Origin of the sequence: Lachnoclostridium edouardi (assembly GCF_900240245.1) — a bacterium.
Lineage (GTDB): Bacteria > Bacillota > Clostridia > Lachnospirales > Lachnospiraceae > Lachnoclostridium_A > Lachnoclostridium_A edouardi.
This window is the reverse complement of the sequence record NZ_OESQ01000001.1, coordinates 1369020-1391228: the sequence shown is the minus strand read 5'-3', so window position 1 is coordinate 1391228 and position 22209 is coordinate 1369020. Positions and strand designations below refer to the sequence as shown.

The window sequence follows — 22209 nt, the reverse complement described above, 5'->3', positions numbered from 1 at the left end:
CATGAATGTACGAGAAGCTACAGGTAGACGGATTCAGGAACTTTGCAGAAATAAGCAGATGACAGAGTACATGCTTATTTATCAGTCGGGTATGCCGCCATCGACCTTTAAAAGTATTATGAATGGAAAAAGCAGAAATCCAGGAATAGTAAACATTAAGAAAATAGCTGATGGGTTTGGAATGTCCATCAGAGAGTTTTATGACTCAGATATGTTTGATAATTTAGATCAAGAAGATTAAAAATATTGTTAAGCAAAATGAATTGTCCGCTGTAAAAACGGGCCTGTCAGATTTTATCCAAAGTATATGGAAAAATTTGACAGGCCCGTTTTTTAGATTATTTTTTCATTTCATTTAAATAAGCTGCTGCGTCTTTAAAAAAGCTGTATAAGATCATAAATATAACAATGCCAATAGGAAAGGCGGCAATAATAGAAACTGTCTGCAGATTAGCCATTGAATTTTCTGAAAAGATCAATGCAATAGGCAGCAGCATAAGAAGCACAGACCAGAACAGCTTTACCTTTTTGTCCGGCTCCTGGTCTGAATCTAATTCCTTGTATGAATAGAAGGAGGCAACTAAGGCCAGGGCGTCAAAGGAGGTGGCGTAAAAGGCAATCATAGTGACAGCCAGCAGGATTAAGGCTACCTGGGCAAATGGGAGGGTCTCAAATATAGTGAGAATGGTCTGATACAAATCGCCGGTTGCCTGATAAACCCCCATTAAATCTGCCCTTCCCTTCATTTCTAAAGCCAGTCCATAATTGCCCAGCACAATAAAGGAAGTAAATGTGCCTGATAAGCCCCAGAAATATCCCCCCAGCACAGTCTGGCGCACAGTTCTTCCGCGGCTGATGGAGCCTATGAAAAACGGGGTAGCCACGCACCATACCATCCAATAAGCCCAATAGAAAATAGTCCATGTTTGAGGGAAGGAGGAGGTTCTTAATGCATCTGTCCATGTAGACATAACAATAAAATTCTGGGTCAGGCTGCCTAAAGCAGAAATACCTGTTTCAACAGTGTATTGGGCCTCTCCCCCTCCTATAAAAACATAAAGCAGCAGGGCAAAAAATAAATATGTGCAGGAGGCGGCCAGCCTGGAAATCCCCTTCATTCCAAAATATACAGTAACAGTGTAAGTGACTCCAATAACCGCTAAAATAACAATAGTAAGAAGATTGCTGGTGGAAAAACCAAATACCCGGCTGACAGCCATGGAGAGAAGAGGGGTTGCCAGAGAAAAGGTGGTGGCCGTGCCAGCCAAAAGAGCAAAAACAGCCAGCAGATCAATTAGCTTTCCCAATATACCATCCACATGTTTTCCTAAAAGAGGACGGCAGGCCTCAGAATATTTCTGCTTCTTTCTCTTCCTTACATGAAGCATAAAGCCAAAGGCAACTGCCAGACTGATGTAAAAGCTCCAGGGAATAGGACCCCAGTGAAACAGAGGGTAAACAGAGGACCAGTCCTGCATCCCACCCAAATCTGAAATGCGGGGCTCAGAGGCGTACAGCATCCACTCGCAGATAGAGTAAAATAAAATGTCGGCTGCCAAACCGGCAGTAAACATCATGCTGCCCCATTTAAAAGAAGAATATTCCGGCTTCTCCAAATTTCCCAGACGAATATTTCCAAATCTGGAAAATGCCATATAAAGGGAGCATATAAATACAGCCAGCCCTATAAGCAGATAATAGCTTCCCAGGCGGTCTCCCAGCAAATAGCGGATATTTCCTAAAACATTAGAAGAAGCCTGAGGATTCAGAATAAATAAGGCGCACAATATTAAAATGCTTATAAATGGTATTACAGTGGTGATCCAATCTAGTTGTTTTCTTAACATAAGAGTCTCCCTTTAAAATATTTTGTTCAATAAATGATAAAAATAAAATATATTGAACATACTACCATGGATGGAAGGAGAAAGCAAGGGGAAAATATGAAGAATTTCTGACTTTTTTTGAAAACCCCTATAAAAATCCTAAGACTTTCGATATAATACAATGGTCTAATAGTAAGGAGGAATTACAAATGAAAGTTAAGAGATTTTTAGCCATGTTTGGCTGTGCAGTATTATTAAGCGGATGTACACAAAGTAATATTGTGACTCCAGAGGGAAAGGACGCAGCGCCTGATATGTCCTTAAAAAAAGGCATTGTAATTGACTGGGGCCAGGTACAGGAGGATTTAAATGCTGATTATGTAGGCTCAGAAGACTTTCCTTACGGAAAAGGTATTGAGGTAAACAGCGATGAAGACAGCGCTTACATTATGGTTACAGTAGATGATGAAACCACTGAGGAGGAAGCTTTAGAGTACGCTACTGTTTTAATCGGAGCCTGCAACGATGCAGTTGCAGATCAGGACGCCAACTATGCAATGTCTTCAGACAATTATTACGGCGGATTTGCAGAAACTCACAATATGTGGATTCAGGTTATGCCTGAAAGCACAAAAGAGGATGAGAGTACATGGCTGGTAGATGATGTAATTGTAGCTGGAAACCAGGACCCTGTATCAGCAGAGGGATGGCTTTCTAAAATGAGCATCACTGACTTAAATAAACCAGAGGCTGAAAGCGTCAAGCAGTAGGTGAACCTATGAAAAATTGGAGACGGTGGGCAGTAAACTGCCTGATAGGATTTATGGGGGCTGCAATTCTTCTGGGAGGCGGCGAAAAGAAGGAAGATGCATCTGGAACAGCGCTGCTTCAGGGGAATATGGGCCTGTTTCAGACAGCTGACAATGGAAATGAGGCGGAAGCTGAAAATGTCCAGGAAGAGGAAAAGCTGTTAGGCGGAGCGAATTTAACACTTTTAGCCAACCAAAGCAACAGCCAGATGCTTTCTGCAGTAATACAGACAAAAAACGGCGGGCTGATTGTAGTAGACGGAGGAACTCCCCACGACACAGATCATTTAGTGGAGACCTTAAAGGCCAAGGGCGGTCATGTCAACGCATGGCTGATTACCCATCCTCACATTGACCATGTAGGAGCCTTAAATACAATACTTGCCAGGGAGGAGCAGGGGATTACCATTGAAAACGTCTACTATTCCCTGGGACCTTTAAGCTTTTATAAAAAAACATCTTCAGCCTCAGATGTGGCGGTAGTGGAAAACTTTATGAAAAACCTGGAGGACAAGCTGCCTGCAGAAGCTCTTCACGGGGATATTAAAAAGGATACACAGATTCAGGTAGACGACGTAGTGATTACAGTCCTTAACGAGCACTTTGAGTTTGACACAGACGCTATCAACAATAGCTCTGTGTGCTACATGATTAATGTAAATGGGGTTTATATTGATTTTCTGGGAGATCTGGGCCGTGAAGGCGGGGAAAAGCTGATTAAAACATGGGATACAGATCTTTTGAAATGCGACATAATCCAGATGGCTCACCATGGCCAGGATGGAGTTACAGAGGAAGTATACAAAATATTCCGCCCTAAAATCTGTCTGTGGCCAACGCCTCAGTGGCTGTGGGATAACGACGGCGGCTCGGGTCCGGGAAGCGGCAATTTTGCCACAGAGACTACAAAGCGCTGGATGAATAATCTGGGAGTGAAAAAGCATTATATTATGAAGGACGGAGATCAGGTAATAGAGTAAGCTGACAGTCTTATAAAATAATAGCAGGGCGATGCATAATGCATTGCCCTGTTTTTATAGCCTCTTCTATTAAGAAAACAATACTCTAAATAGAGTGTCTGTAAGAAAAATAGCTATGGCGATCATACCGGCCATCTGCAATGTGTATAAAAAATAATAGCCGGACATAGAGCTGTTTTCCAGAAGCAGATAGTAAACCACACGGTACACTCCTACGCCGGGAACTAAAGGCAGAACTCCCGGCACCAGAAAAATAATTACAGGCGCCTTAAAGAACCGGGCGAAAATCTGAGAAATAACAGATACTGCAAAGGCGGCGGAAAACATGGCAAGCATTTCCTGAACCCCCAGATTCATAAGGCCTAAATACAGCACCCAGCCTAAGGCGCCGGTTATGCTGGAGCAGGCCAGAAACTTTCTGGGAACACAGAAAATAATGCTTAAAGTGATGACGGCAATAAATGCGCCAATAAAGTGTAAGACCATTACACACCTCCTGAAATAGTCCCGCCTAAAAACAGGCCTGCGCCGATTCCAATTGCCAGGGAAGCGGCGATGACAAATGCCTCCACAATTCTGGCTCCCCCTGACATATAGTCTCCGGCTAAAGTATCCCGGATTCCGTTTGTTAATGCCAGTCCCGGCAGCAAAGCCATAATAGAGCCGGCGATTAAAGGCTCTAAAAGCAGATTTGGGAGAAGCAATTTTTGAACCCAGATGCTGGTAAAGGCCATAAAAAAGGAGGCCACCATATTAAAAACAAAACCGTTGACCTGAAGCTTTCTGTTTATCAGCTTGCTGATAATAAAATAAAGGCCGTTCCATGCGGCGGTGGCGCATTCAGGAAAGCCGCCTCCTAATATAAATGTGAAGCTGGAAGCAGTGAGACACATAGACAGAAATGTAATCCAGTCAGGATAGCTGACAGGCTCTAACCGTTTCAGAATATGATAAGTTTCTGCCAGGGAAAGCTTTCCCTGGCAGTATTGTCTGGAAATCTTGTTTACATTTGCAATATTTCCAAGATTCGTCTGTTTTTCTCCCACACGTCTTGTAAGAGTAATGGTTCCTGTCTGCTTATCTTCTAAAGTAATAATAATCCCTGTTGTCACTACAAAGGCCTCGCAGTACTCAAAACCAGAGGTGGAAAGAATCCGCCGGATGGTGTCCTCCACCCGGTAGGTTTCCCCGCCGGACACCAGCATAATCTTTCCCGCCAGGGCCGCCGTATCTGCAAGAAGCCGCCATTCTTCTTCATTGTGAAGCTGAATTGCCATGTGAAAAGCACCTCCTGAAGTTTTGTGGAAAGAAAAAATTAATCCTCAATAGGAAGACCGCTGTGATAGGAATAATTGCCTAACTGCTCCAGCAAAGCGTGAAAATCCTGCTCTTCCATGGGAACGCTGCTTACTAAAATATGATTCAGCAGGTAATAAACAGTGCTGCATTTTTTCAGAGACTGAATAAACAGATCCACAAAGGAGGCGTTGGAGGCCAGGCCCTTATCCCAGGGATTGCACCAGATTTGGTGGTCCAGATTCAAACATTCTCTGGGGTTTTCAACGTGATCTGTGACAATCTTAGTAGACGCAATAGGATTTTTTAAAAATAAGGACTCTACAAATTCTATGCTGTTCTTTTTCCTGCCGGATTTGTCGGCTAAGGTGCGGCAGCCAAAACGGATCGCCAAAATAGAGCGGTAAACCATTCTGGGAGATACCTGAAAGTTATTCTCATGGCTGATGGGATAGTAGGTTTCATTAATGCAGGAGGCCAAAAATCTGGAAACAAACTGCATCTCCAGCCCGTTTAAACAGATGGTGGCAGCCTGATTAAATTCAGAAGGCTTTTTCTTTTTGTACTTGCTGAGAAGAATAGCGTCAATATCATTTTCCAAGGCAGCGTGGAGAGCGTACTGGTGAGTAGTAGGGCTTTTCACATTATAGTGGGTTCTGCCGTAAACATAAGGGTGGCAGATGGAATCGCCGATATAATGGCATAAGAAGCCTGCCAGATAAGACATGGCCTGTTCTCTTTGCTGCTTATATGGAAGCTGGGACATACGGTTCAGATAATTTCTGAAAAAATCATTGACATGATTCTCGTGCATATAAGAGCCTACATTGCGGTAATCCCGGTGGCGCAGAATAGGAATGTTATAAAAAAACATATCCGGCCCCTGAAGACCCAGCTGATACAGCCAGCGGTGCTTGGCAATTATATACTTCAGCTGCTGGTTGGGAAGGCTGTTATATACTTTCATGCCTAAAATATAGTGAGTGGTAAAACCTGGCATAATATTGTCACCTGTTCTTTCATAAAGTTCCGAAATATCAAATTCTAAGTATATATTATCATAATTTTACATAAAATGCGACAGGAAAAGAAATGGAAGAAGTGAGTATGTGATACATAAAATAAATGAAATTGTGTGGGGTCCCTGGCTGTTATTTGCATTTTTAGCCGTAGGATTTTATTACAGCTTCTCGGGCCGGTTTTTCCAGATCAGAAAATTCTGGTACTGGATGGGGCAGACTGTGGGAAGCTTAGGCGGAGGGCAGGACAATGAGGAAACTGTCCGGCGGGAGCAGGCTGGAGAAAAAAAGAAAGTCAGCCAGTTCCAATCAGCCTGCACCGCCCTGGCCGCCACTATAGGAACCGGAAATATTGTGGGAGTAGCCACAGCTTTAACTGCAGGAGGGCCGGGAGCTATATTCTGGATGTGGGTTTCCGCTGTAATCGGAATGATGACTGCCTATTCTGAAACTGTGCTGGGGTTAAAGTATCGGTATAAAAATAAACAGGACCAATGGGTCTGCGGCCCAATGGTATATCTGGATAAAGGGCTTCACATGCCGGTGCTGGGAATATTGTACGCCTTTTTCTGCGTTATGGCCTCTCTGGGAATGGGAAGCATGGTGCAGGCCAATTCCCTGGCAGACACAGCAGGCTACTCTCTGGGAATGCCTGGGCTTGTCTGCGGGGCTCTTGTAACCATTTTAGTATTTCTTGTAATCAGGGGAGGAATCAGCAAAATTTCTCTTGTGGCGGAAAGGCTGATGCCTGTCTCAGCGGGAATTTATTTTATATTTTCCATGATAATCATATTTTCTTATTATCAGCAGATTCCCCAAATGATTGCAGGGATTCTCCGCTCCGCCTTTGATATGTCCGCAGTCTTTGGGGGAACTGCCGGATATTGTATTAACAAAAGCCTGCAGTACGGAATTTCCAGAGGAGTATTTTCAAATGAGGCAGGCCTGGGCACATTAGCCGTGCTGCACGGAGCCGCCGAGGATACTACCCCAAAGAAGCAGGGAATGTGGGCCATGTTTGAGGTGTTTTTTGACACTGTAGTCATCTGCACATTAACAGCTTTTGTTATACTGTTGGCTACAGGAGGCAGGCCGGAAGCTGCAGACGTAGACGGCGCGGCCTTAACAGCTTACTGCTTTTCCATAAAAATGGGAGCAGCAGGAGAATATTTTGTAGCCTTTTCTATGATAGTATTTGCATTTGCCACAATCATTGCCTGGTATTATATGGGAAAACAGGCAGTGTCCTATTTGACGGAGCGGGTTCCAAAAAGCAGAGAAATCGGCGAGAAAATTTATATGTTGTTGTATTTAAACGCAGTCTTTCTGGGGTGTTTAGCCAGACTGGAAACTGTCTGGGAGTTTTCTGACATATGGAACGGGCTGCTGGCGGTGCCTAATCTTATTGGCCTTATGCTGCTGAGAAAACAGGTGGGAGCACTTGACAATTGAGAAAAACTTTTTTATACTCCTGTAAAATGTATACAAAGGTTCCTGAGGATGAAAGAGGAGCTTGGGAAGGAAAATACTGATGATATATGTATGGCTGATTGTAGGATTTGTACTGCTGGTAAAGGGCGCCGATTATTTTGTGGACGGAAGCTCTGCCGCCGCAAAATATCTGCGTGTTCCCAGCGTGATTATAGGGCTGACTATTGTAGCTTTTGGAACCAGCGCACCGGAGGCCGCTGTAAGCATCACTGCGGCAGTAGAAGGAAATAACGGTATTGCAGTGGGCAATGTAATCGGCTCCAATATTTTTAATTTGCTGGTAGTTCTGGGGGTCAGCAGTCTTTTGCTGCCAGTAGCGGCCAATAAAAAAATTTTATATGGGGACTTTGTTTTTTCTATTGTTGTATCTGTAGTTCTTTTGGGGATGATTGCCTTTGACTTAGAGCTGGGAAGAATAGACGGGCTCGTTCTTTTTGGATTTTTCCTGTATTTTCTGTACGCTACCATAAAGACAGCCTTAAAAAACAGGACCAAAGAGGAAAAACGGGAAGAGCTGCTGCCTCCCGGAAAATGTATTTTCTATATTGCCTTAGGCCTGACGGCTATTATTATGGGGGGAAACTTGGTAGTAGACAGCGCCAGCCAGATCGCCGCAGTTTTCGGCATGAGCCAGACCTTAATCGGTTTGACCATAGTAGCCGTGGGAACCTCTCTGCCTGAGCTGGTTACTTCTGCTGTAGCCGCCTGTAAAGGAGAAAGCGGTTTAGCCATGGGCAATGTAATTGGCTCTAATATTTTTAATATTCTGGCTATTTTATCCCTGTCCAGTCTGCTTCATCCTATTACAGTGGAAATAATCAATGTGTATGATATGATTTTCCTGCTGGGAGTCAGCATTCTGGGATGGGTGGTGACATGGACCAAAATGGAAATCGGCAGGATGGAGGGCCTGGCGATGATACTTATTTACTCCGGATATCTGGCATATATTATTATGCGGTAAACTGCAGCTTAGTGATTTTAAAAAGCGGACAGCTTAAAAACGGCTGCTGCCAAAGGATGAGTGAATCCTGGGCAGCAGCCGTTTTTATATTTTTAAAAGGGAGGAGAGCTGATGATTATAAATCAGCTCAAGTATTATGAAAAAAATCTTGTAACCTGCTTGAAACAGCTTTAACTGTTTACATGTTTAGTATAGGAGGAAAACATGAAGAAATCATGTTATTAATATGAAAGGTTTTTAAATGATTTGTGAACAAACCATGAACAGCCTAATGAAAACCTATTAAAACAACTGTAATTAACCCTCAAAGGTTCCCCGCACAAGGGCTTGTCTTCCCCGGACCATACACTGTCCCAGGGCAAATACGCTGTCGATTTCTAAAGAGTCCTTCCGCACTAGAACAAGGTCGCTGTCTGAGCCTAAGGCGATACGTCCTTTTTTACCCAGCTTTAAAAGAGTAGCAGGATTTAAGGTGACAGGCAGCAGGGCTTTTTGAATAGGCAGCCCTTCTGTGAGAACTGCATCCCGGAATTCCCTGTACAAAGAAGAAACCTTTCCCACGCTTAAACCTATTAGCTGGCGGTTGGAGTCAAAAACAGGCAGACTGCCCTGACCGTCTGAAGAAAAGGTAATGTGACTTTCCGGCACTCCCCCATGAAGAGCCATCCGCAGCCCGGCGGAGGCTTTTACTTCGTCCTCCTCCAGATAATCAGGATCAGAGCTGGTAGTCAGGTCAATATAACCGCCCAGGTTTTTCGCGTAGTCTATGCCGTCCTTCATAAGAGCCAGAGAGCGGTTAATATGAGTGGGAAGCATATTGGAAGCGGGAATTTCTGTTTTCTCCAGTACATATCTGAGCCATGAAAGCATACGGGGGCCGTCTCCCATATGAATATTTACAAGACCAGCCTTTCCCGATAAAATGCCGCCTACTCTGGTATCCGCCGCAATGCGGGCAAATTCTTCTTTAGAGGGCTGGGAGGAGCGGTGATCCGACAATGCGATTTCACCTGTTCCAACTATCTTGTCAATAAGAATCAGATCATCCATAATAGAGCCGGTTAAAGTCTTTACAGGAACCTGATAGGAGCCGGTGTAAATATAAGTGGAAATCCCCTCCTCAGAAAGTCCTCTGGCTTTTGCCAGAAGAGAAGCCATGTTTCTGGTAGTCCCGTCAGTGCCCAGGCAGCCTACAACAGTGGTGACGCCTCCCATAGTAATATCAGTAAGGTTAATTTCCGGGGTTCTGGTGTGATAACCGCCCTCCCCGCCCCCTCCTAAAATGTGCACGTGGCTGTCTATAAATCCTGGAAATAAATACATGTCAGAGCCGTCTATTACCTGCACATTATAAGGGGGGAAATCAGGGATACTGTCGCCTATGGAAAGGATGCCGGAGCCGTCAAATAGTACGTCCTTTACTCCCAATGGTTCTGGGGAAAAGGCATCAGCGCCTTTAATTAGAAAAAGCATAGAAATTCCTCCTAAAAATAGCCAAGCTGCAAATTTTTTAATCTGCTGCGCCTGGCTGTGTAATAAATTGTTATAGACTGCTATAGATCGCTGTTAAAATTCTGTTAATAAATTATATCATAAATACATGGTTCTTGCATTATTTTTATGAGAGAACAAAGAATTTATACAGGGAAAAGCGAATTCTTTCGGATATAAAGCAAAATATTCTCCCCCGGACAGGGGCTGCATGTCCCCATCTCAGTAAACCCTAAATGTTTTAATAGTCTCATGGAAGGCTTATTCAGGCTGGAAACCCGGGCGGCTATAGGAAGTCCGTATGTTTCCCCGTAATCTAAAATAGCCGTGCAGGCCTCCAAAGCGTACCCTTTATTTCTGTAGGGAGAAAAAATATGGTAGCTTAGCTCTAAAACAGAATCAAAAGTTTGAAGAGCTGGAAATTGGGCCAAAACCTCCTGGGGAAGATCTGAAAGACCGGCCTTTCCTATAAGCTGTCCTTTCGCTTTTTCAATTACAGCCCAAATTCCATACTCAAAAAATGTATATTGATGTTTGATATATGCAGATAAAGTCTCCTGGGATAAGAAAACAAAGTCTCCAGGTCCTGAATATTCCCCGCCGGGAATATTTTCTGCATCATTTAAGGTAAATTCCCGTATAGTCAAACGTTTGGTGCAGCAGATTTCCCATGGAAGGCCCAGGTGACGGAGAACCACCTTTGTGAGAAAATCCCGGTCCGCCTGCTCTATATTTTCAATTACATAAAAGGCAGGAAAAAGAGACTTGTCAGGATGGTTTTTGTCCCACAATCCTACAACAGCCCTTCCCGCTGCGCTGGCAGCTTGAAGGGCTGTGGAATCATCGGACAGGACGACGGTGTGAGAAACACCGGAAATAGTGATCTGTCGCGTGGTTGTCATAGATTAACATTTCTCCGGTTCTGGGTACACTTCTCCAAAGGTATCTACAGTAACCTTGCTGATCTTCTGCTCCTTCATAGGGCGGTCGTTGTAATCAGTGCGCACGTCGGCGATTTTATTTACTACGTCCATACCTTCAGTTACCTTGCCGAATGCAGCGTATGCTCCGTCTAAATGAGGAGCCGCTTTATGCATAATAAAAAACTGAGAACCGGCGGAATTAGGATGCATGGCTCTTGCCATAGACAAAACTCCTGCGTCGTGTTTCATGGCGTTCATAAAGCCGTTCTGATTAAATTCTCCCTTAATAGAATAGCCTGGGCCTCCCATGCCGTTTCCGTCAGGACAGCCGCCCTGAATCATAAAGCCGCTGATTACCCTGTGGAAAATCAGTCCGTCGTAAAAGCCGCTGTTAATCAGACTGATAAAATTATTTACTGTATTTGGAGCGATTTCCGGATAAAGCTCCGCCTTAATTACGTCTCCATTTTCCATTTCAATAGTTACTACTGGATTCGCCATATTTAAATCTCCTTTTCTGGATGTTTTTTCTGTTTTATTATAAAAAATTTCAGGCTGTTTGTCCAGGCGTTTAGTTTTTTCCAAGGAAAGTGCTTGTATTTTTATTGTTTAGAGTATATAATATATTGTATACAAAAAAATAGAAAAATACAATCGAATCACAGGGGAGTAGAGAATGATAAACCATTTGGGACTAAAGGCCTATGGGAAGATAAATCTGGGACTTGATGTACTGAGAAAAAGAGAAGACGGTTACCATGAAGTGAAAATGATTATGCAGACAGTTGGCATTTTCGATAAAATTGATTTGATTCGGACAGAAGAACCGGGCATTCAGGTGGAAACCAATCTGTATTACCTTCCATGTAATGAAAATAATCTGGTATATAAAGCGGCTAAGCTTTTAATGGATGAGTTTCACATTGAGGAAGGCGTTAAAATTAAACTGAAAAAATTTATACCTGTGGCAGCAGGTATGGCGGGAGGCAGCAGCGACGCGGCTGCTGTTTTAGTGGGAGTAAATAAAATGTTTGGCCTGGGGCTGACGAAAAAAGCTTTGATGGAGCGGGGCGTAAGAATAGGGGCTGACGTACCCTACTGTATTATGAGAGGCACGGCCCTTTCTCAGGGAATTGGGGAGATTCTGACTCCCCTGCCGCCTATGCCTCAGTGTCAGGTGCTGATTGCAAAGCCGGCAATTAATGTTTCCACTAAGTTTGTATATGAAAATCTTCACGCCAATGATTTGAAGAAAGAGGATCATCCTGATATTGACGGAATGGTAGAGGCAATTAAAAGAAAAGATTTATATGGAGTCACCTCCAGATTTGGAAATGTACTGGAAAAAGTGACGGAAAAGGAATATCCGGTGATCAGCCAGATTAAAAGCCAAATGATAAGCCTGGGGGCTGTAAATGCTATGATGAGCGGCAGCGGTCCCACAGTATTTGGCGTATTTACCCGGCCTCAGGCTGCGGAGGAAGCCTATGAGGAGATGCGCTTTGGACAGGGAGCAGATCTGGCAAAACAGGTATATTTGACGAATTTTTACAACTGCAAGGAGGTTTCCAATCATGGAGTATAATTTAAAGGTGACAATGAACGAATATTTGCCCCTGAGAGACGTGGTTTTTAATACATTAAGACAGGCGATTTTAAAAGGCGAGCTGGCTCCAGGGGAAAGACTGATGGAGATTCAGCTGGCAGACAGGCTGGGGGTAAGCAGAACTCCTATTAGAGAGGCTATTAGAAAGCTGGAGCTGGAAGGCCTTGTGCTGATGATCCCCAGAAAAGGCGCGGAGGTGGCAAAGATTTCAGAGAAAAGTCTGAGAGATGTGCTGGAGGTAAGACGAGCCCTGGAGGTGCTGGCTGTGGAGTTGGCATGTCAGAGAATGACAGAGGAAGATATTAAGAAATTGGAAAGCGCTCAGGAGGACTTTAAGGCCGCTGTGGACAAAGGGGAGGCTATGGCCATTGCGGAGACGGACGAGCATTATCACGATATTATATATAACGGAACTGGCAACGTGCGCCTGATTCAGCTTTTAAATAACCTGCGCGAGCAAATGTACCGCTACCGTTTAGAGTATATTAAGGAAGCAGACAAAAGACAGATTCTCCTTATAGAGCACGAGCACATTCTCAAGGGATTAAAAGAGCGGAAAATGGATGAAGTGAAGGAAGCTATGCGGGAGCATATTGATAACCAGGAGATTACAGTTTCCAGAAATATTAAAGAAAGGGACGTTTAATGACATTTAAAGAAAAATATTTGGCAGGAGAAATTCCCTTTGAGGAAATTGATACATATATTACACAGTGGAACAACAGTGATGATGAAAGAAGGCTGGCAGTTTTTTTAGGCCTTTCTTCAGAGGAAGAGGATATTTGGATTGACGACAGCGACGAGGCCTTAAAAGATTTGCTGGACAGTCAAAAGTAAATATGTAAGGCGGCTTATTGAAAAAGCTCCGCCAATTTAAAACGTCCTTTGGGACGAAGTTTATGTTCCGGCTTCTGAAGGCGCAGATAATCTTCATGTTCCAGCGCAGATTCTAACTGCTCTTTAGAGGAGTCAGGCACTACTGCAGATACAGGATCAACAAAACACAGAGAAGGATAGAGGACACACCACCAGTTGTGTCCTTTTCCATTGCCTATAGTAACCCGGACTGCATCATAGGTGCCGCAGGGAAATACCATATCGCCGTAGGCCTTTTGAGGAAAATAATCAGAGACAATATCTAACTGAGCAGTATAGCCGTAGCCTTTTTCCTGCATAAAGGTTTCCGCCTGGCTCTCCAGAAAGTCTTTGCGCTCTGTTAAGTAGGCGCAAAGCTCCGCCTTGCCGGAGGGAGAGGGAAAGTCCTGCTGAATCAGATGAAGAAGATAAGAGCGGACTTCTAGCTTTAATTCCTGATCCTCTTTGCTGTTGCTGTTGGCTAAAATATGGAAGCGGAGAATAGAAGGCGCCAGACGAAGAGCCAGAGCCTCGTCCGCCTGCCGGCGCCCGGTTCCGTATGTAAGGCCGGCAATAAGAAAACAGGAAAGTGATAAAACAAGATATAATTTACGATTCATATAAATTTGCTCCTTTACTTTTTTTATTTCACTCGTTCCTCGTTTCATAAAAACTACGGGAACCCCAAACTTCGCTATGGCGAACTTTGGGTAGCAAATAGTTTCGCGCTTTGGCGCTCAACTATTTTTTGTTGAAAATGTTTAATTTTGGGTTTCTAATTGTAATTGTAACCAGGTGTGCTATAATATAGACACTTCTAGGAAAAGAAATTGGAGGATAAAGAATTATGGACAGACAGACAGTGGCAGTGATTTTTGGAGGACAGTCATCAGAGCATGTAGTGTCCTGTATGTCAGTGCTGAATGTTGCAAACCACGTTGATAAAGAAAAATATAATATATTGTTAATAGGAATTACAGAAGAGGGCCGGTGGGTAAAGGCGGATTCTATAGAAAGTATTGAAAATGGCGCCTGGAGAGAAAGCAAGGCCCAGGCCTTTATTTCTCCTGACGCCACAGAACAGTGCGCGTTGATTTTAGAAAACGGAGCATGGGAGAAAGTAAAGATCCACGTAGCCTTTCCAGTGCTTCACGGCTTATTTGGGGAGGACGGAACGATTCAGGGGCTTTTAGAGCTGGCCAGAATCCCTTATGTAGGCTGCGGTGTTCTTTCCTCTGCTGTTTCCATGGATAAATTATATACAAAAATTATTGTAGATGATTTAGGGGTGAAGCAGGCGGATTATGTGGCTGTGAGAAGACATGAGGTGGAAACTGCTATGGACCAGGCGGTAGAAAGGGTGGAAGCAAAGTTTTCTTACCCTGTATTTGTAAAGCCGTCTAATGCAGGCTCCTCCAGAGGAGTTGGAAAGGCGGATGACAGGGAAGAATTAAAGGCGGCTTTGACAGAGGCGGCTCGCCATGACTCTAAAATTCTGGTGGAAGAGACAATTATAGGAAGAGAGATAGAATGCGCTGTTTTCGGCGGCAAAGACGCAGAAGTAAAGGCCTCAGGAGTAGGGGAGATTCTGGCTGCAGCAGACTTTTACGACTTTGACGCCAAATATTACAACGCAGAGTCTAAAACAGTAGTGAACCCGGAACTTCCAGGAAATGCCACAGAAGAGGTCAGAAACGCGGCGGTCAGAATTTTCAAAGCTGTAGACGGCTTCGGCTTATCCAGAGTAGACTTTTTTGTAAAGGAAAACGGGCAGATTGTATTTAATGAGATCAACACTATGCCCGGCTTTACCGCCATCAGCATGTATCCTATGCTGTGGGAGGCTGCCGGAATGGATAAGGCCAAATTGGTTCAGGGATTAATAGATCTGGCTATGCACAGGTATGACAAATAAGGAGAACAAGTAATATGGACAGAAATGCGCCTGTGGGAGTTTTTGATTCCGGAATCGGAGGCCTGACTGTAGTCAGGGAAATTATGCGCCAGCTGCCGGACGAGAGGGTAGTATATTTTGGAGATACAGCCAGACTGCCCTACGGAAACAAGTCAAAGGAAAACATTATCCGGTTTTCTAGGCAGATTATCCGTTTTCTGAAAACCCAGAACGTAAAGGCGATTGTGATTGCCTGCAATACAGCCAGCGCTTATGCCCTGGAGACAGTGAAAAACGAGGTGGATATTCCTATTATTGGGGTAATAAACGCCGGCGCCAGAACGGCGGTGCAGTCTACTGCCAGCGGGAAAATAGGAGTTATTGGCACAGAAGGCACTATTCACAGCGGTATTTATACTCAGGTAATCAGAAAATTAGATCCTAAAATTCAGGTTTTTGGAAAAGCCTGCCCTTTGTTTGTGCCCCTGGTGGAGGAAGGTTTATTTCACGATTCTGTGACAGATGAAATTGCCTCCAGATATGTATCAGAATTAAAAGCTAAATATGTGGATACCTTAGTCTTAGGCTGCACTCATTATCCTTTAATCAGGTCCACCTTAGGCCGGATTATGGGGGAAGGCGTAGTTTTAGTAAACCCTGCATATGAGACGGCCATTGAATTAAAGACCTTGTTAAAGGAACATGGCCTGGATTGTGAAAAGGGCGTAAAGGAGCAGGAAAAATTTCAATTTTTTGTCAGCGATCTGGCGGAAAAATTTACAAGCTTTGCTGCCTCCATTCTTCCAAATCAGGTGGGAGAGGTAAGGAAAATAGATATAGAGGAGTTTTAATATATGACGAAAGACGTGCTTATCAGCATCAGCGGCGTGCAGCTGCTGGAGGGAGATACAAATGATGTAGAGCTGATTACAGCAGGAGATTATTACAATAAAAATGGAAAGCACTATATCAGATATGAGGAGATTCAGGAAGGCGGGGAGGATGTTATTCAAAATACTATTAAAATCCACTCCGGCGGTTTGGATATTATAAAAAAAGGCAGTATTCAGGTACATATGGCCTTTGAAAAAAATAAAAAGAACACTTCCTGTTATATGACGCCTTTTGGGGAGATGCTTGTGGAAATCAGTACAAACGATATTGTGGTAGATGAGCAGGAGGATAACTTAAAGGTGACAGTAGACTATTCTCTGGATGTAAATTATGAGCACATGGCTAACTGCAATATTGTAGTGGATGTGCGCCCAAGAGCCGGGGCGGCTCTTCACCTTCAGTCATAAAAAAATATAATTAAAAAAGGCGGGGCCTAAAATAATCAAAGGGATTCACTGAACTGATTATTTTAGGCCTTTTTTATTTCAATAAATATTCCATAAAACTAAGGAAAAATTTTAGTTAATAGGCATTTGCTCATTAATGAGAGAGCGGATGGCTTCTGTTTTAGACTTAATTAAGTGGTTAGTAATAGATTCTGCAGCCTCCTCTTTTTTGCCCTGGAGAATCAAATCCATTAAAACAAGATGCTCTTTGGCCGCTTCTATATGCCTCTGCCAAATATTCTTCCCGGCTAAAATCCGGATTCTGTTGTTCTGGTCATAAATGTGAATCAGACTCTCATTGAGAAACTTGTTGGAGCAGGCGCTTGATATCAGCCGGTGAAGGGTGTCGTCCAGACGGCAGAAGTCGGCGTAAAACTCTTCTCCGGGAACAAGGTGTTCAGTCTGAGAATAAATTTCCCGTATTTTATGTAAATTTATAAATTCCATATAGTGATGAATAATATAAGGCTCTAAAAGCAGCCTGGCTTCAAATGTCATATTGACCTCGTTGAGAGAAAGGGCGGTGACAACCACTCCCTTTTTAGGGATGATCTGCACAAATCCCTCCTGCTCTAATTTATTTAAGGCTTCCCTGATAGGCGTGCGGCTGGCGTCGATTTCCTGCATCAAAAATGCCTCGCTTAAAAAGGTGTTGGGGCGGTATTCGCAGGTGATAATTTTACCTTTAATCACCTCATATGCAATATTCTTTAAATTCATGTCCATAACCAGTATGTCCCCTCCCCTTACTGAAGCTTTCTGCACTTAATACTGATGGTATTGTAACATATTCAATTTTCTAATTCAACAAAAGGCGACAACATATGCATATTTCATATTCATCTTGTATACAAGATGAATGCTTTTACATAAGAATGGCCGTCTTTTATAATAAAAATATACAAAATATCTAGCAGATGGGCAGAGGATATTTATAAAGAAAAAAGAGAGGGAGAAAAAAAGAGATGATGAAGAAGAAATATTGTGCAGTATTAACAGCAGCGCTGATTCTTACAGCAGGACTTTCAGGATGCGGAAAAAGCGGACAGCAGGGAGGAGATGGAGGACAGGCAGCAAATACAACGTCTGAATCCATTACTTTAACATTTGGACATGGGCAGGCAGAGGGCCATCCATATCAGCTGGCGGCTTTATATTTTAAAGACCTGGTGGAGGAAGAAAGCGGCGGTCAGATTACTGTAGATGTACAGCCTAACGGAGCTTTAGGAGACGAAAGAGAAATGGCGGAAGGCCTTCAGATGGGAACTATTGATATTTCTGTTGCCGTTGCAGCAGCTTTAAGCGGCTTTGATCAGAGCATGGACGTATTTAACCTGCCTTATTTATTTGACAGCAGAGAGCAGGCGTTCCAGGTGTTAGACAGTGAAGTAGGCCAGGATATTTTTAAGAACCTGGAAAGCTCAGGAATTAAAACCTTCGGTACATTTGACTTAGGCTTCCGCAGCATGACCAACTCTAAGCTGCCTATTACAACCCCAGAGGACTGTAAGGGATTAAGAGTGAGAACTCTGGAAAGCTCTGTATGTGTAGACGCTCTTGGAGAGCTGGGAATGGACGCTGTTGCTATGAGCTTTTCCGAGCTGTTTACAGCCCTTCAGACAGGAGCTGTAGACGGACAGGAGAATCCTTTATTTACAATTTACAACTCTCGTTTCTATGAGGTTCAGAAATACTTATCTCTGACAGAGCATTTTTATCCAGTATGCCCTGTAATGGTAAGTGAAATTACATGGAATAAGCTGTCAGCAGAGCAGCAGGCGCTGGTTGCAGACGCTTTAGAGAAAACAGTGGCTTACGAAAGAGAGTTAAGCGGTCAGGAGCTGGACAAAATGCTGGAGGGCTGCAAGGAAAACGGCATGGAAGTAAATGAGGTGGATAAGGCGTTATTTATTGAGGCTACAAAACCAGTTTATGATAAGTACCAGGCAGAATTTGGCGACATTGTAGAAAAGATTCAGGGTGCTAAGGCAGAGTAATCAGGAGGAATAAAGGTATATGAAACAGGGAATTAAGGCAGTAGACAAAGGGGTAAACGGGCTTTTAGCCTTTGTAGCCATTGTTATGCTGACAGTAATGTCTGTCGTAGTATTTGCCCAGGTGGTTTTCAGGCTGGCTCATGCTTCTATTCCGTGGAGCGAGGAAGTATCAAAATATCTTTTAATCTGGTGTACTTTTCTTGGCGCGGCGCTCTGCATAAGAAAAGGTTCCATGGTAGGACTGGAAATATTATATATGGTTGTGCCTAAAAATGTTGGAAAAATATGTTCTTTACTTGTAAATGTTATTACAGTGATCTTTTTATGTGTAATTATTAAAATCGGCTTTCAGACCTGCGCTCAGGTCTGGAGGCAGACTACGCCGGTACTGAAAATGCCTATGGGGCTGATGTACGCGGCCATTCCTGTAGGAGCAGTATTTATGCTGTTTAATACAGTTTTAATGGTATATTATCTTTTTGCAGGGGAGGGTGAGAAATAATGACGGCAGTATTATTTATCAGCATGGTTGTGCTGCTGATTATTGGTCTTCCTATTGCGTTTGTGCTGGGGGCCTCATCAACATTAGCCTTAATGGCAGGAGACGTAAATCTTTCTGTAGTAATTCAGAGAATGTTTGCAGGCAGCGGCAGCTTTACTCTTTTGGCAATTCCGTTTTTCGTGCTGGCAGGCAACCTGATGAGCTCCGGCGGTATCTCAAGACGTCTGGTAAACTTGTGCAACAGCTTATTTGGCCATATTTCCGGCGGACTGGCAATGGTAGCGGTAGTGACCTGTGCATTCTTTGCGGCGATTTCCGGCTCCAGCGCCGCAACTGCAGCGGCAGTAGGCGCAATTATTATTCCGGAAATGTTGAAAAACAGATATGACAAAAATTTTGCGGCGGCTACAATCGCCTCCTCAGCAGAGCTGGGAGTAATTATCCCTCCCAGCATTGGCTTAATTCAGTACGGAGTAGCTACAGAAACTTCTATCAGCGACTTGTTTATGGCAGGATTTATACCTGGAATTTTCATCTGTGTCACTCTTTGTATTGTTGCCCACATACTTACAAAAAAACAGGGCTTTGTGCCTTCAGAGAAAAAGTCGGCAAAAGAAAGAATCAGTGCATTTAAAGACGCGATTTTAGCGTTGCTTATGCCGGTAATTATTCTGGGAGGTATTTACACAGGATTTTTCACACCTACAGAGGCGGCGGTAGTATCTGTATTTTACGGTCTGATTGTAGGAATCTTTATTTACAGAGAAATTAAGCTGGCAGATTTAAAGGGAATCCTTTTAAATTCAGTGCTGACAATGTCTACAGTTTTAATGATTATGGCTGCATCTAATGCGTTTGGCTGGGTGCTGACAAAGGAACAGGTCCCTCAGGCTGTGGCTCAGGCCTTCTTAGGCATGTCCTCCAGCAAAATTGTATTCCTTTTGTTAGTAAACGTTATGCTTTTAATTGTAGGTATGTTCTGTGAAGCAGGAGCTGCCATGGTTATTCTGGCTCCTTTGCTGGCTCCGGTAGCCTCCACCTTAGGCATAGATATGGTGCACTTTGGTATTATTATGATGACAAACCTGGCTATCGGTATGGTAACTCCGCCGGTAGGAGTAAACCTTTATGTGGTTTGCGACAGCGCCAAGGTAAAAATTGAAGGCATGTTAAAGTACTTAGTGATTTATTTTGGAGTACTGATTCTGGACCTTATGATTATTACATTTGCCCCTCCAATGTCCCTCACTCTTCCTAATTTATTAAAGTAGTGAAGTTTAAGGCGTGAATATGGAGGTAAATAAATGAAAATTACAGATATTAAAACAATTAGCTTAAAATTTCCTTATGAAAAATTTATTGCCGACGGTTTAAGCTGCTGCTACGGAAGAGGAGCGTTTTTAATCCTGGTGGAAACAGATGAAGGGCTGACAGGCATTGGAGAATCCGCTACCTTTGGGGCTTCCCCAAAGGCTATGGCGGAGGTGGTGAAAAGCCAGCTGAAGCCTTTACTTATAGGGGAAAATCCCTTAGACACAGAGAGACTGTGGGAAAAAATGCTGTGGAACAACTGGGCCAACGGCAGGCGTGGAATCGTTATGGGAGCTGCCAGCGGCATCGATATCGCCTTGTGGGATATTGTAGGAAAAGCTTCTGGTATGCCTTTGTACAGACTGTTCGGCGCCAACAGAAATAAGGTGTCAGGCTATGCCAGCGCCGGATTTTATGGACAGGACAAAACAGAGGACGACTTAAAAAGAGAAATGGAAGGCTATCTGGAAAAGGGCTACAGCGCATTTAAAATGAAGGTGGGCAGATCCAGAAAGAATTTCAGAATGCCTTTGCAGTATATGAGAAACGGCAGCTTTACCATCTCCCAGGAGGAGGATATGAAGCGGGTGGAGCTGGTGAGAAACACAGTGGGAAAAGACAAAACCTTGATGTTGGATATGAACTGTACATGGACAGTGGAGGATGTGCTGGCTGCAGAAGCAGATCTGGACAGGCTGGGGATTTTCTGGATAGAAGAGCCGGCAAGAACAGATGATGTGGAAGGCTACGTGAAAATGACTGCCCGGCTGAAAAATATTCTGGTGGCAGGCTGCGAGTCAGAGCAGGGGTTGGCCAGATATAAGGAGCTGCTTTCCATGAAAGCTTTAGATGTGGTTCAGGCAAACCTGGGGTGGAGCGGAGGCTTTACTGAGTGCAGAAGAATCGCGGCTCTCACTATGGCCTACAATAAGTTGTTTACCCCCCACACCTTCTTCTCGGCAGTGCTGACCGCGGCTAATATTCACTTTGCAGCCTCCCTGCCTAACGTGCCGTTTATTGAATCAGAAGAAAACTTTAATCCTTTAAGAACAGAGCTTTTGAAGAATCCTTTAGAGCACGATAAGGAGATGAGCTATCTGGTTCCTGAAGGCCCGGGCCTTGGAATTGAGCTGAACTGGGATGTTGTTGAGAAATATTCTGAATAGTTTCTTCCTTATATATAGTACATAAAAATATATAATATATAAAAAAGTCTGGTACCACATACCAGACTTTTTTGTGGTTTTATTTATTTTTCTTAAATCTTGCAAAAAATCCTTTTTTCTTTGGCGGGGTCTGAATGGTGCCGCCTCTTACGCTTTTAATCTCTGTTATGTAGATTCCGCTGACAACTACTTTAACCTCAGACTTTACAGGAAGGGCTTCAAATACCTTTGCATCAGCCATGAGAGTCATAAACTTAGGTCCTACTTTTGCTTTTACTACCGGTACTTTAGAACGGCGCAGATACTTGGGAGTCTGCTCGTAAACTATCTTTGGAAGTCCGGCTTCTTTCAGGCGCAGTTTCTTTTTATCAATAATCAGCATGGACACAGTCTGGGCAGCGGCTTCAATGGCGGCCTGCTGTTCCATCTGGCGTTTTTCCATCTTTCGGCCTAAAAAATAAAGTACTACTAATGCGATTAACACAAGTACCATAATAACCAGTACTACATCTAAAAATGTGTTCAGCATGGGGATTACCTCCGGGTTCGTTATTCTGTTCATATTTTATAGGACAAACCTATCTGGGATAGTATACCATTTTTTGACGAAAAGTGCAAGTAAAAAATCCTTGACACCTTGACAACCCTATGATAATATGTAATGTGCACTATTGTGGAGGCATGTGCCTTTTGGGCACACTATGTCTATAGATAGAAAAAGAAAACAGGGGTGAAACGT

25 protein-coding genes are annotated in these 22209 nt (G+C 43.5%); 15 read left to right on the top strand and 10 right to left on the bottom strand.

All coding sequences use genetic code 11. The features are described from left to right. Position 1 precedes the first annotated feature (1 nt). On the top strand, positions 2-241 hold the full coding sequence (locus C1A07_RS06420) for a helix-turn-helix domain-containing protein (RefSeq protein WP_101876381.1): 240 nt from the start codon (positions 2-4) through the stop codon (positions 239-241). A 97-nt stretch (positions 242-338) separates the two neighbouring features. Here the strand turns inward: C1A07_RS06420 and C1A07_RS06415 are convergent, their stop codons facing one another. Further along, positions 339-1847 (bottom strand): BCCT family transporter, encoded by a 1509-nt coding sequence (locus C1A07_RS06415; RefSeq protein WP_101876380.1) that lies wholly within the window; start codon positions 1845-1847, stop codon positions 339-341. A 188-nt stretch (positions 1848-2035) separates the two neighbouring features. On the opposite strand from C1A07_RS06415, the gene C1A07_RS06410 reads away from it, so the two are divergent. Together C1A07_RS06410 and C1A07_RS06405 are read left to right on the top strand one after the other, a co-directional pair. Further along, a complete protein-coding gene (locus C1A07_RS06410; protein ID WP_101876379.1) occupies positions 2036-2596 on the top strand; it encodes a hypothetical protein in 561 nt (186 codons plus the stop codon). Between the two features lie 8 nt (positions 2597-2604). Next, positions 2605-3615 (top strand): ComEC/Rec2 family competence protein, encoded by a 1011-nt coding sequence (locus tag C1A07_RS06405; protein WP_101876378.1) that lies wholly within the window; start codon positions 2605-2607, stop codon positions 3613-3615. Positions 3616-3684: 69 nt separating this feature from the next. On the opposite strand, the gene C1A07_RS06400 is transcribed toward C1A07_RS06405, so the two are convergent. Genes C1A07_RS06400 through C1A07_RS06390 form a run of 3 tightly spaced genes read right to left on the bottom strand, consistent with a single transcriptional unit; the run spans position 3685 to position 5911 of the window. Further along, entirely contained in the window at positions 3685-4101 is a 417-nt protein-coding gene (locus C1A07_RS06400) for a threonine/serine exporter family protein (RefSeq protein ID WP_101876377.1), read from the bottom strand. Beyond that, positions 4101-4892 carry a threonine/serine exporter family protein gene (locus C1A07_RS06395; RefSeq protein ID WP_101876376.1) on the bottom strand — a complete coding sequence of 264 codons (792 nt, stop codon included), beginning with the start codon at positions 4890-4892 and terminating at the stop codon, positions 4101-4103. The genes C1A07_RS06400 and C1A07_RS06395 overlap by 1 nt, the downstream gene beginning before the upstream one ends. A 38-nt stretch (positions 4893-4930) precedes the next feature. Beyond that, positions 4931-5911, bottom strand: a complete 981-nt coding sequence (locus C1A07_RS06390) for a zinc dependent phospholipase C family protein (RefSeq protein ID WP_101876375.1) — start codon at positions 5909-5911, stop codon at positions 4931-4933. 109 nt (positions 5912-6020) lie between these two features. Between C1A07_RS06390 and C1A07_RS06385 the strand changes: the two genes are divergently transcribed. Both C1A07_RS06385 and C1A07_RS06380 read left to right on the top strand, forming a co-directional pair. Beyond that, complete coding sequence (locus C1A07_RS06385) at positions 6021-7382, top strand: alanine/glycine:cation symporter family protein (RefSeq protein ID WP_101876374.1); 1362 nt, start codon at positions 6021-6023, stop codon at positions 7380-7382. Between the two features lie 79 nt (positions 7383-7461). After that, on the top strand, positions 7462-8385 hold the full coding sequence (locus C1A07_RS06380; RefSeq protein ID WP_101876373.1) for a calcium/sodium antiporter: 924 nt from the start codon (positions 7462-7464) through the stop codon (positions 8383-8385). 297 nt (positions 8386-8682) lie between these two features. Here the strand turns inward: C1A07_RS06380 and iadA are convergent, their stop codons facing one another. The 3 genes from iadA to C1A07_RS06365 form a co-directional block, all read right to left on the bottom strand. Beyond that, complete coding sequence (iadA, locus tag C1A07_RS06375) at positions 8683-9858, bottom strand: beta-aspartyl-peptidase (RefSeq protein WP_101876372.1); 1176 nt, start codon at positions 9856-9858, stop codon at positions 8683-8685. Positions 9859-10022: 164 nt separating this feature from the next. After that, positions 10023-10778 (bottom strand): GNAT family N-acetyltransferase, encoded by a 756-nt coding sequence (locus tag C1A07_RS06370; protein WP_101876371.1) that lies wholly within the window; start codon positions 10776-10778, stop codon positions 10023-10025. Positions 10779-10781: 3 nt separating this feature from the next. Then, positions 10782-11300: a peptidylprolyl isomerase gene (locus tag C1A07_RS06365; protein ID WP_101878060.1), complete on the bottom strand. Its 519-nt coding sequence runs from the start codon at positions 11298-11300 to the stop codon at positions 10782-10784. Between the two features lie 175 nt (positions 11301-11475). On the opposite strand from C1A07_RS06365, the gene ispE reads away from it, so the two are divergent. From ispE to C1A07_RS06350, 3 genes are read left to right on the top strand one after another with little or no spacing between them, the layout of a single operon-like run. Beyond that, positions 11476-12384, top strand: a complete 909-nt coding sequence (gene ispE, locus C1A07_RS06360) for a 4-(cytidine 5'-diphospho)-2-C-methyl-D-erythritol kinase (protein WP_101876370.1) — start codon at positions 11476-11478, stop codon at positions 12382-12384. Then, positions 12374-13051, top strand: a complete 678-nt coding sequence (locus tag C1A07_RS06355) for a GntR family transcriptional regulator (protein ID WP_101876369.1) — start codon at positions 12374-12376, stop codon at positions 13049-13051. Before ispE ends, C1A07_RS06355 begins: the two co-directional genes overlap by 11 nt. Next, entirely contained in the window at positions 13051-13242 is a 192-nt protein-coding gene (locus tag C1A07_RS06350) for a hypothetical protein (protein ID WP_101876368.1), read from the top strand. Before C1A07_RS06355 ends, C1A07_RS06350 begins: the two co-directional genes overlap by 1 nt. Before the next feature lie 14 nt (positions 13243-13256). Here the strand turns inward: C1A07_RS06350 and C1A07_RS06345 are convergent, their stop codons facing one another. Further along, on the bottom strand, positions 13257-13880 hold the full coding sequence (locus C1A07_RS06345; protein ID WP_101876367.1) for a stage II sporulation protein R: 624 nt from the start codon (positions 13878-13880) through the stop codon (positions 13257-13259). Between the two features lie 227 nt (positions 13881-14107). On the opposite strand from C1A07_RS06345, the gene C1A07_RS06340 reads away from it, so the two are divergent. From C1A07_RS06340 to C1A07_RS06330, 3 genes are read left to right on the top strand one after another with little or no spacing between them, the layout of a single operon-like run. Beyond that, on the top strand, positions 14108-15175 hold the full coding sequence (locus C1A07_RS06340) for a D-alanine--D-alanine ligase family protein (protein ID WP_101876366.1): 1068 nt from the start codon (positions 14108-14110) through the stop codon (positions 15173-15175). Positions 15176-15189: 14 nt separating this feature from the next. Further along, positions 15190-16005, top strand: a complete 816-nt coding sequence (gene murI, locus C1A07_RS06335) for a glutamate racemase (RefSeq protein ID WP_101876365.1) — start codon at positions 15190-15192, stop codon at positions 16003-16005. Positions 16006-16008: 3 nt separating this feature from the next. Beyond that, positions 16009-16455, top strand: coding sequence for a DUF1934 domain-containing protein (locus tag C1A07_RS06330; protein ID WP_101876364.1), 447 nt, complete (start codon positions 16009-16011; stop codon positions 16453-16455). A gap of 111 nt (positions 16456-16566) precedes the next feature. Here C1A07_RS06330 and C1A07_RS06325 read toward each other — a convergent pair whose 3' ends face one another. After that, on the bottom strand, positions 16567-17220 hold the full coding sequence (locus C1A07_RS06325) for a GntR family transcriptional regulator (protein ID WP_101876363.1): 654 nt from the start codon (positions 17218-17220) through the stop codon (positions 16567-16569). 239 nt (positions 17221-17459) lie between these two features. On the opposite strand from C1A07_RS06325, the gene C1A07_RS06320 reads away from it, so the two are divergent. Genes C1A07_RS06320 through C1A07_RS06305 form a run of 4 tightly spaced genes read left to right on the top strand, consistent with a single transcriptional unit; the run spans position 17460 to position 21470 of the window. Then, entirely contained in the window at positions 17460-18491 is a 1032-nt protein-coding gene (locus C1A07_RS06320; protein WP_101876362.1) for a TRAP transporter substrate-binding protein, read from the top strand. Positions 18492-18510: 19 nt separating this feature from the next. Then, positions 18511-18993 carry a TRAP transporter small permease gene (locus C1A07_RS06315; protein ID WP_101876361.1) on the top strand — a complete coding sequence of 161 codons (483 nt, stop codon included), beginning with the start codon at positions 18511-18513 and terminating at the stop codon, positions 18991-18993. After that, a complete protein-coding gene (locus C1A07_RS06310; protein ID WP_101876360.1) occupies positions 18993-20264 on the top strand; it encodes a TRAP transporter large permease in 1272 nt (423 codons plus the stop codon). The genes C1A07_RS06315 and C1A07_RS06310 overlap by 1 nt, the downstream gene beginning before the upstream one ends. Before the next feature lie 33 nt (positions 20265-20297). Then, positions 20298-21470, top strand: a complete 1173-nt coding sequence (locus tag C1A07_RS06305) for a mandelate racemase/muconate lactonizing enzyme family protein (protein ID WP_101876359.1) — start codon at positions 20298-20300, stop codon at positions 21468-21470. 79 nt (positions 21471-21549) lie between these two features. Here the strand turns inward: C1A07_RS06305 and C1A07_RS06300 are convergent, their stop codons facing one another. Next, positions 21550-21999, bottom strand: a complete 450-nt coding sequence (locus tag C1A07_RS06300; protein ID WP_101876358.1) for a hypothetical protein — start codon at positions 21997-21999, stop codon at positions 21550-21552. Between the last annotated feature and the right edge of the window lie 210 nt (positions 22000-22209).

Bases quoted from the DNA above. Each gene is read 5' to 3' on its own strand.
- C1A07_RS06420 (WP_101876381.1), top strand. From the start codon at position 2: ATGAATGTACGAGAAGCTACAGGTAGACGGATTCAGGAACTTTGCAGA.
- C1A07_RS06415 (WP_101876380.1), bottom strand. From the start codon at position 1,847: ATGTTAAGAAAACAACTAGATTGGATCACCACTGTAATACCATTTATA.
- C1A07_RS06410 (WP_101876379.1), top strand. From the start codon at position 2,036: ATGAAAGTTAAGAGATTTTTAGCCATGTTTGGCTGTGCAGTATTATTA.
- C1A07_RS06405 (WP_101876378.1), top strand. From the start codon at position 2,605: ATGAAAAATTGGAGACGGTGGGCAGTAAACTGCCTGATAGGATTTATG.
- C1A07_RS06400 (WP_101876377.1), bottom strand. From the start codon at position 4,101: ATGGTCTTACACTTTATTGGCGCATTTATTGCCGTCATCACTTTAAGC.
- C1A07_RS06395 (WP_101876376.1), bottom strand. From the start codon at position 4,892: ATGGCAATTCAGCTTCACAATGAAGAAGAATGGCGGCTTCTTGCAGAT.
- C1A07_RS06390 (WP_101876375.1), bottom strand. From the start codon at position 5,911: ATGCCAGGTTTTACCACTCACTATATTTTAGGCATGAAAGTATATAAC.
- C1A07_RS06380 (WP_101876373.1), top strand. From the start codon at position 7,462: ATGATATATGTATGGCTGATTGTAGGATTTGTACTGCTGGTAAAGGGC.
- iadA (WP_101876372.1), bottom strand. From the start codon at position 9,858: ATGCTTTTTCTAATTAAAGGCGCTGATGCCTTTTCCCCAGAACCATTG.
- C1A07_RS06370 (WP_101876371.1), bottom strand. From the start codon at position 10,778: ATGACAACCACGCGACAGATCACTATTTCCGGTGTTTCTCACACCGTC.
- C1A07_RS06365 (WP_101878060.1), bottom strand. From the start codon at position 11,300: ATGGCGAATCCAGTAGTAACTATTGAAATGGAAAATGGAGACGTAATT.
- ispE (WP_101876370.1), top strand. From the start codon at position 11,476: ATGATAAACCATTTGGGACTAAAGGCCTATGGGAAGATAAATCTGGGA.
- C1A07_RS06355 (WP_101876369.1), top strand. From the start codon at position 12,374: ATGGAGTATAATTTAAAGGTGACAATGAACGAATATTTGCCCCTGAGA.
- C1A07_RS06350 (WP_101876368.1), top strand. From the start codon at position 13,051: ATGACATTTAAAGAAAAATATTTGGCAGGAGAAATTCCCTTTGAGGAA.
- C1A07_RS06345 (WP_101876367.1), bottom strand. From the start codon at position 13,880: ATGAATCGTAAATTATATCTTGTTTTATCACTTTCCTGTTTTCTTATT.
- C1A07_RS06340 (WP_101876366.1), top strand. From the start codon at position 14,108: ATGGACAGACAGACAGTGGCAGTGATTTTTGGAGGACAGTCATCAGAG.
- murI (WP_101876365.1), top strand. From the start codon at position 15,190: ATGGACAGAAATGCGCCTGTGGGAGTTTTTGATTCCGGAATCGGAGGC.
- C1A07_RS06330 (WP_101876364.1), top strand. From the start codon at position 16,009: ATGACGAAAGACGTGCTTATCAGCATCAGCGGCGTGCAGCTGCTGGAG.
- C1A07_RS06325 (WP_101876363.1), bottom strand. From the start codon at position 17,220: ATGGACATGAATTTAAAGAATATTGCATATGAGGTGATTAAAGGTAAA.
- C1A07_RS06320 (WP_101876362.1), top strand. From the start codon at position 17,460: ATGATGAAGAAGAAATATTGTGCAGTATTAACAGCAGCGCTGATTCTT.
- C1A07_RS06315 (WP_101876361.1), top strand. From the start codon at position 18,511: ATGAAACAGGGAATTAAGGCAGTAGACAAAGGGGTAAACGGGCTTTTA.
- C1A07_RS06310 (WP_101876360.1), top strand. From the start codon at position 18,993: ATGACGGCAGTATTATTTATCAGCATGGTTGTGCTGCTGATTATTGGT.
- C1A07_RS06305 (WP_101876359.1), top strand. From the start codon at position 20,298: ATGAAAATTACAGATATTAAAACAATTAGCTTAAAATTTCCTTATGAA.
- C1A07_RS06300 (WP_101876358.1), bottom strand. From the start codon at position 21,999: ATGCTGAACACATTTTTAGATGTAGTACTGGTTATTATGGTACTTGTG.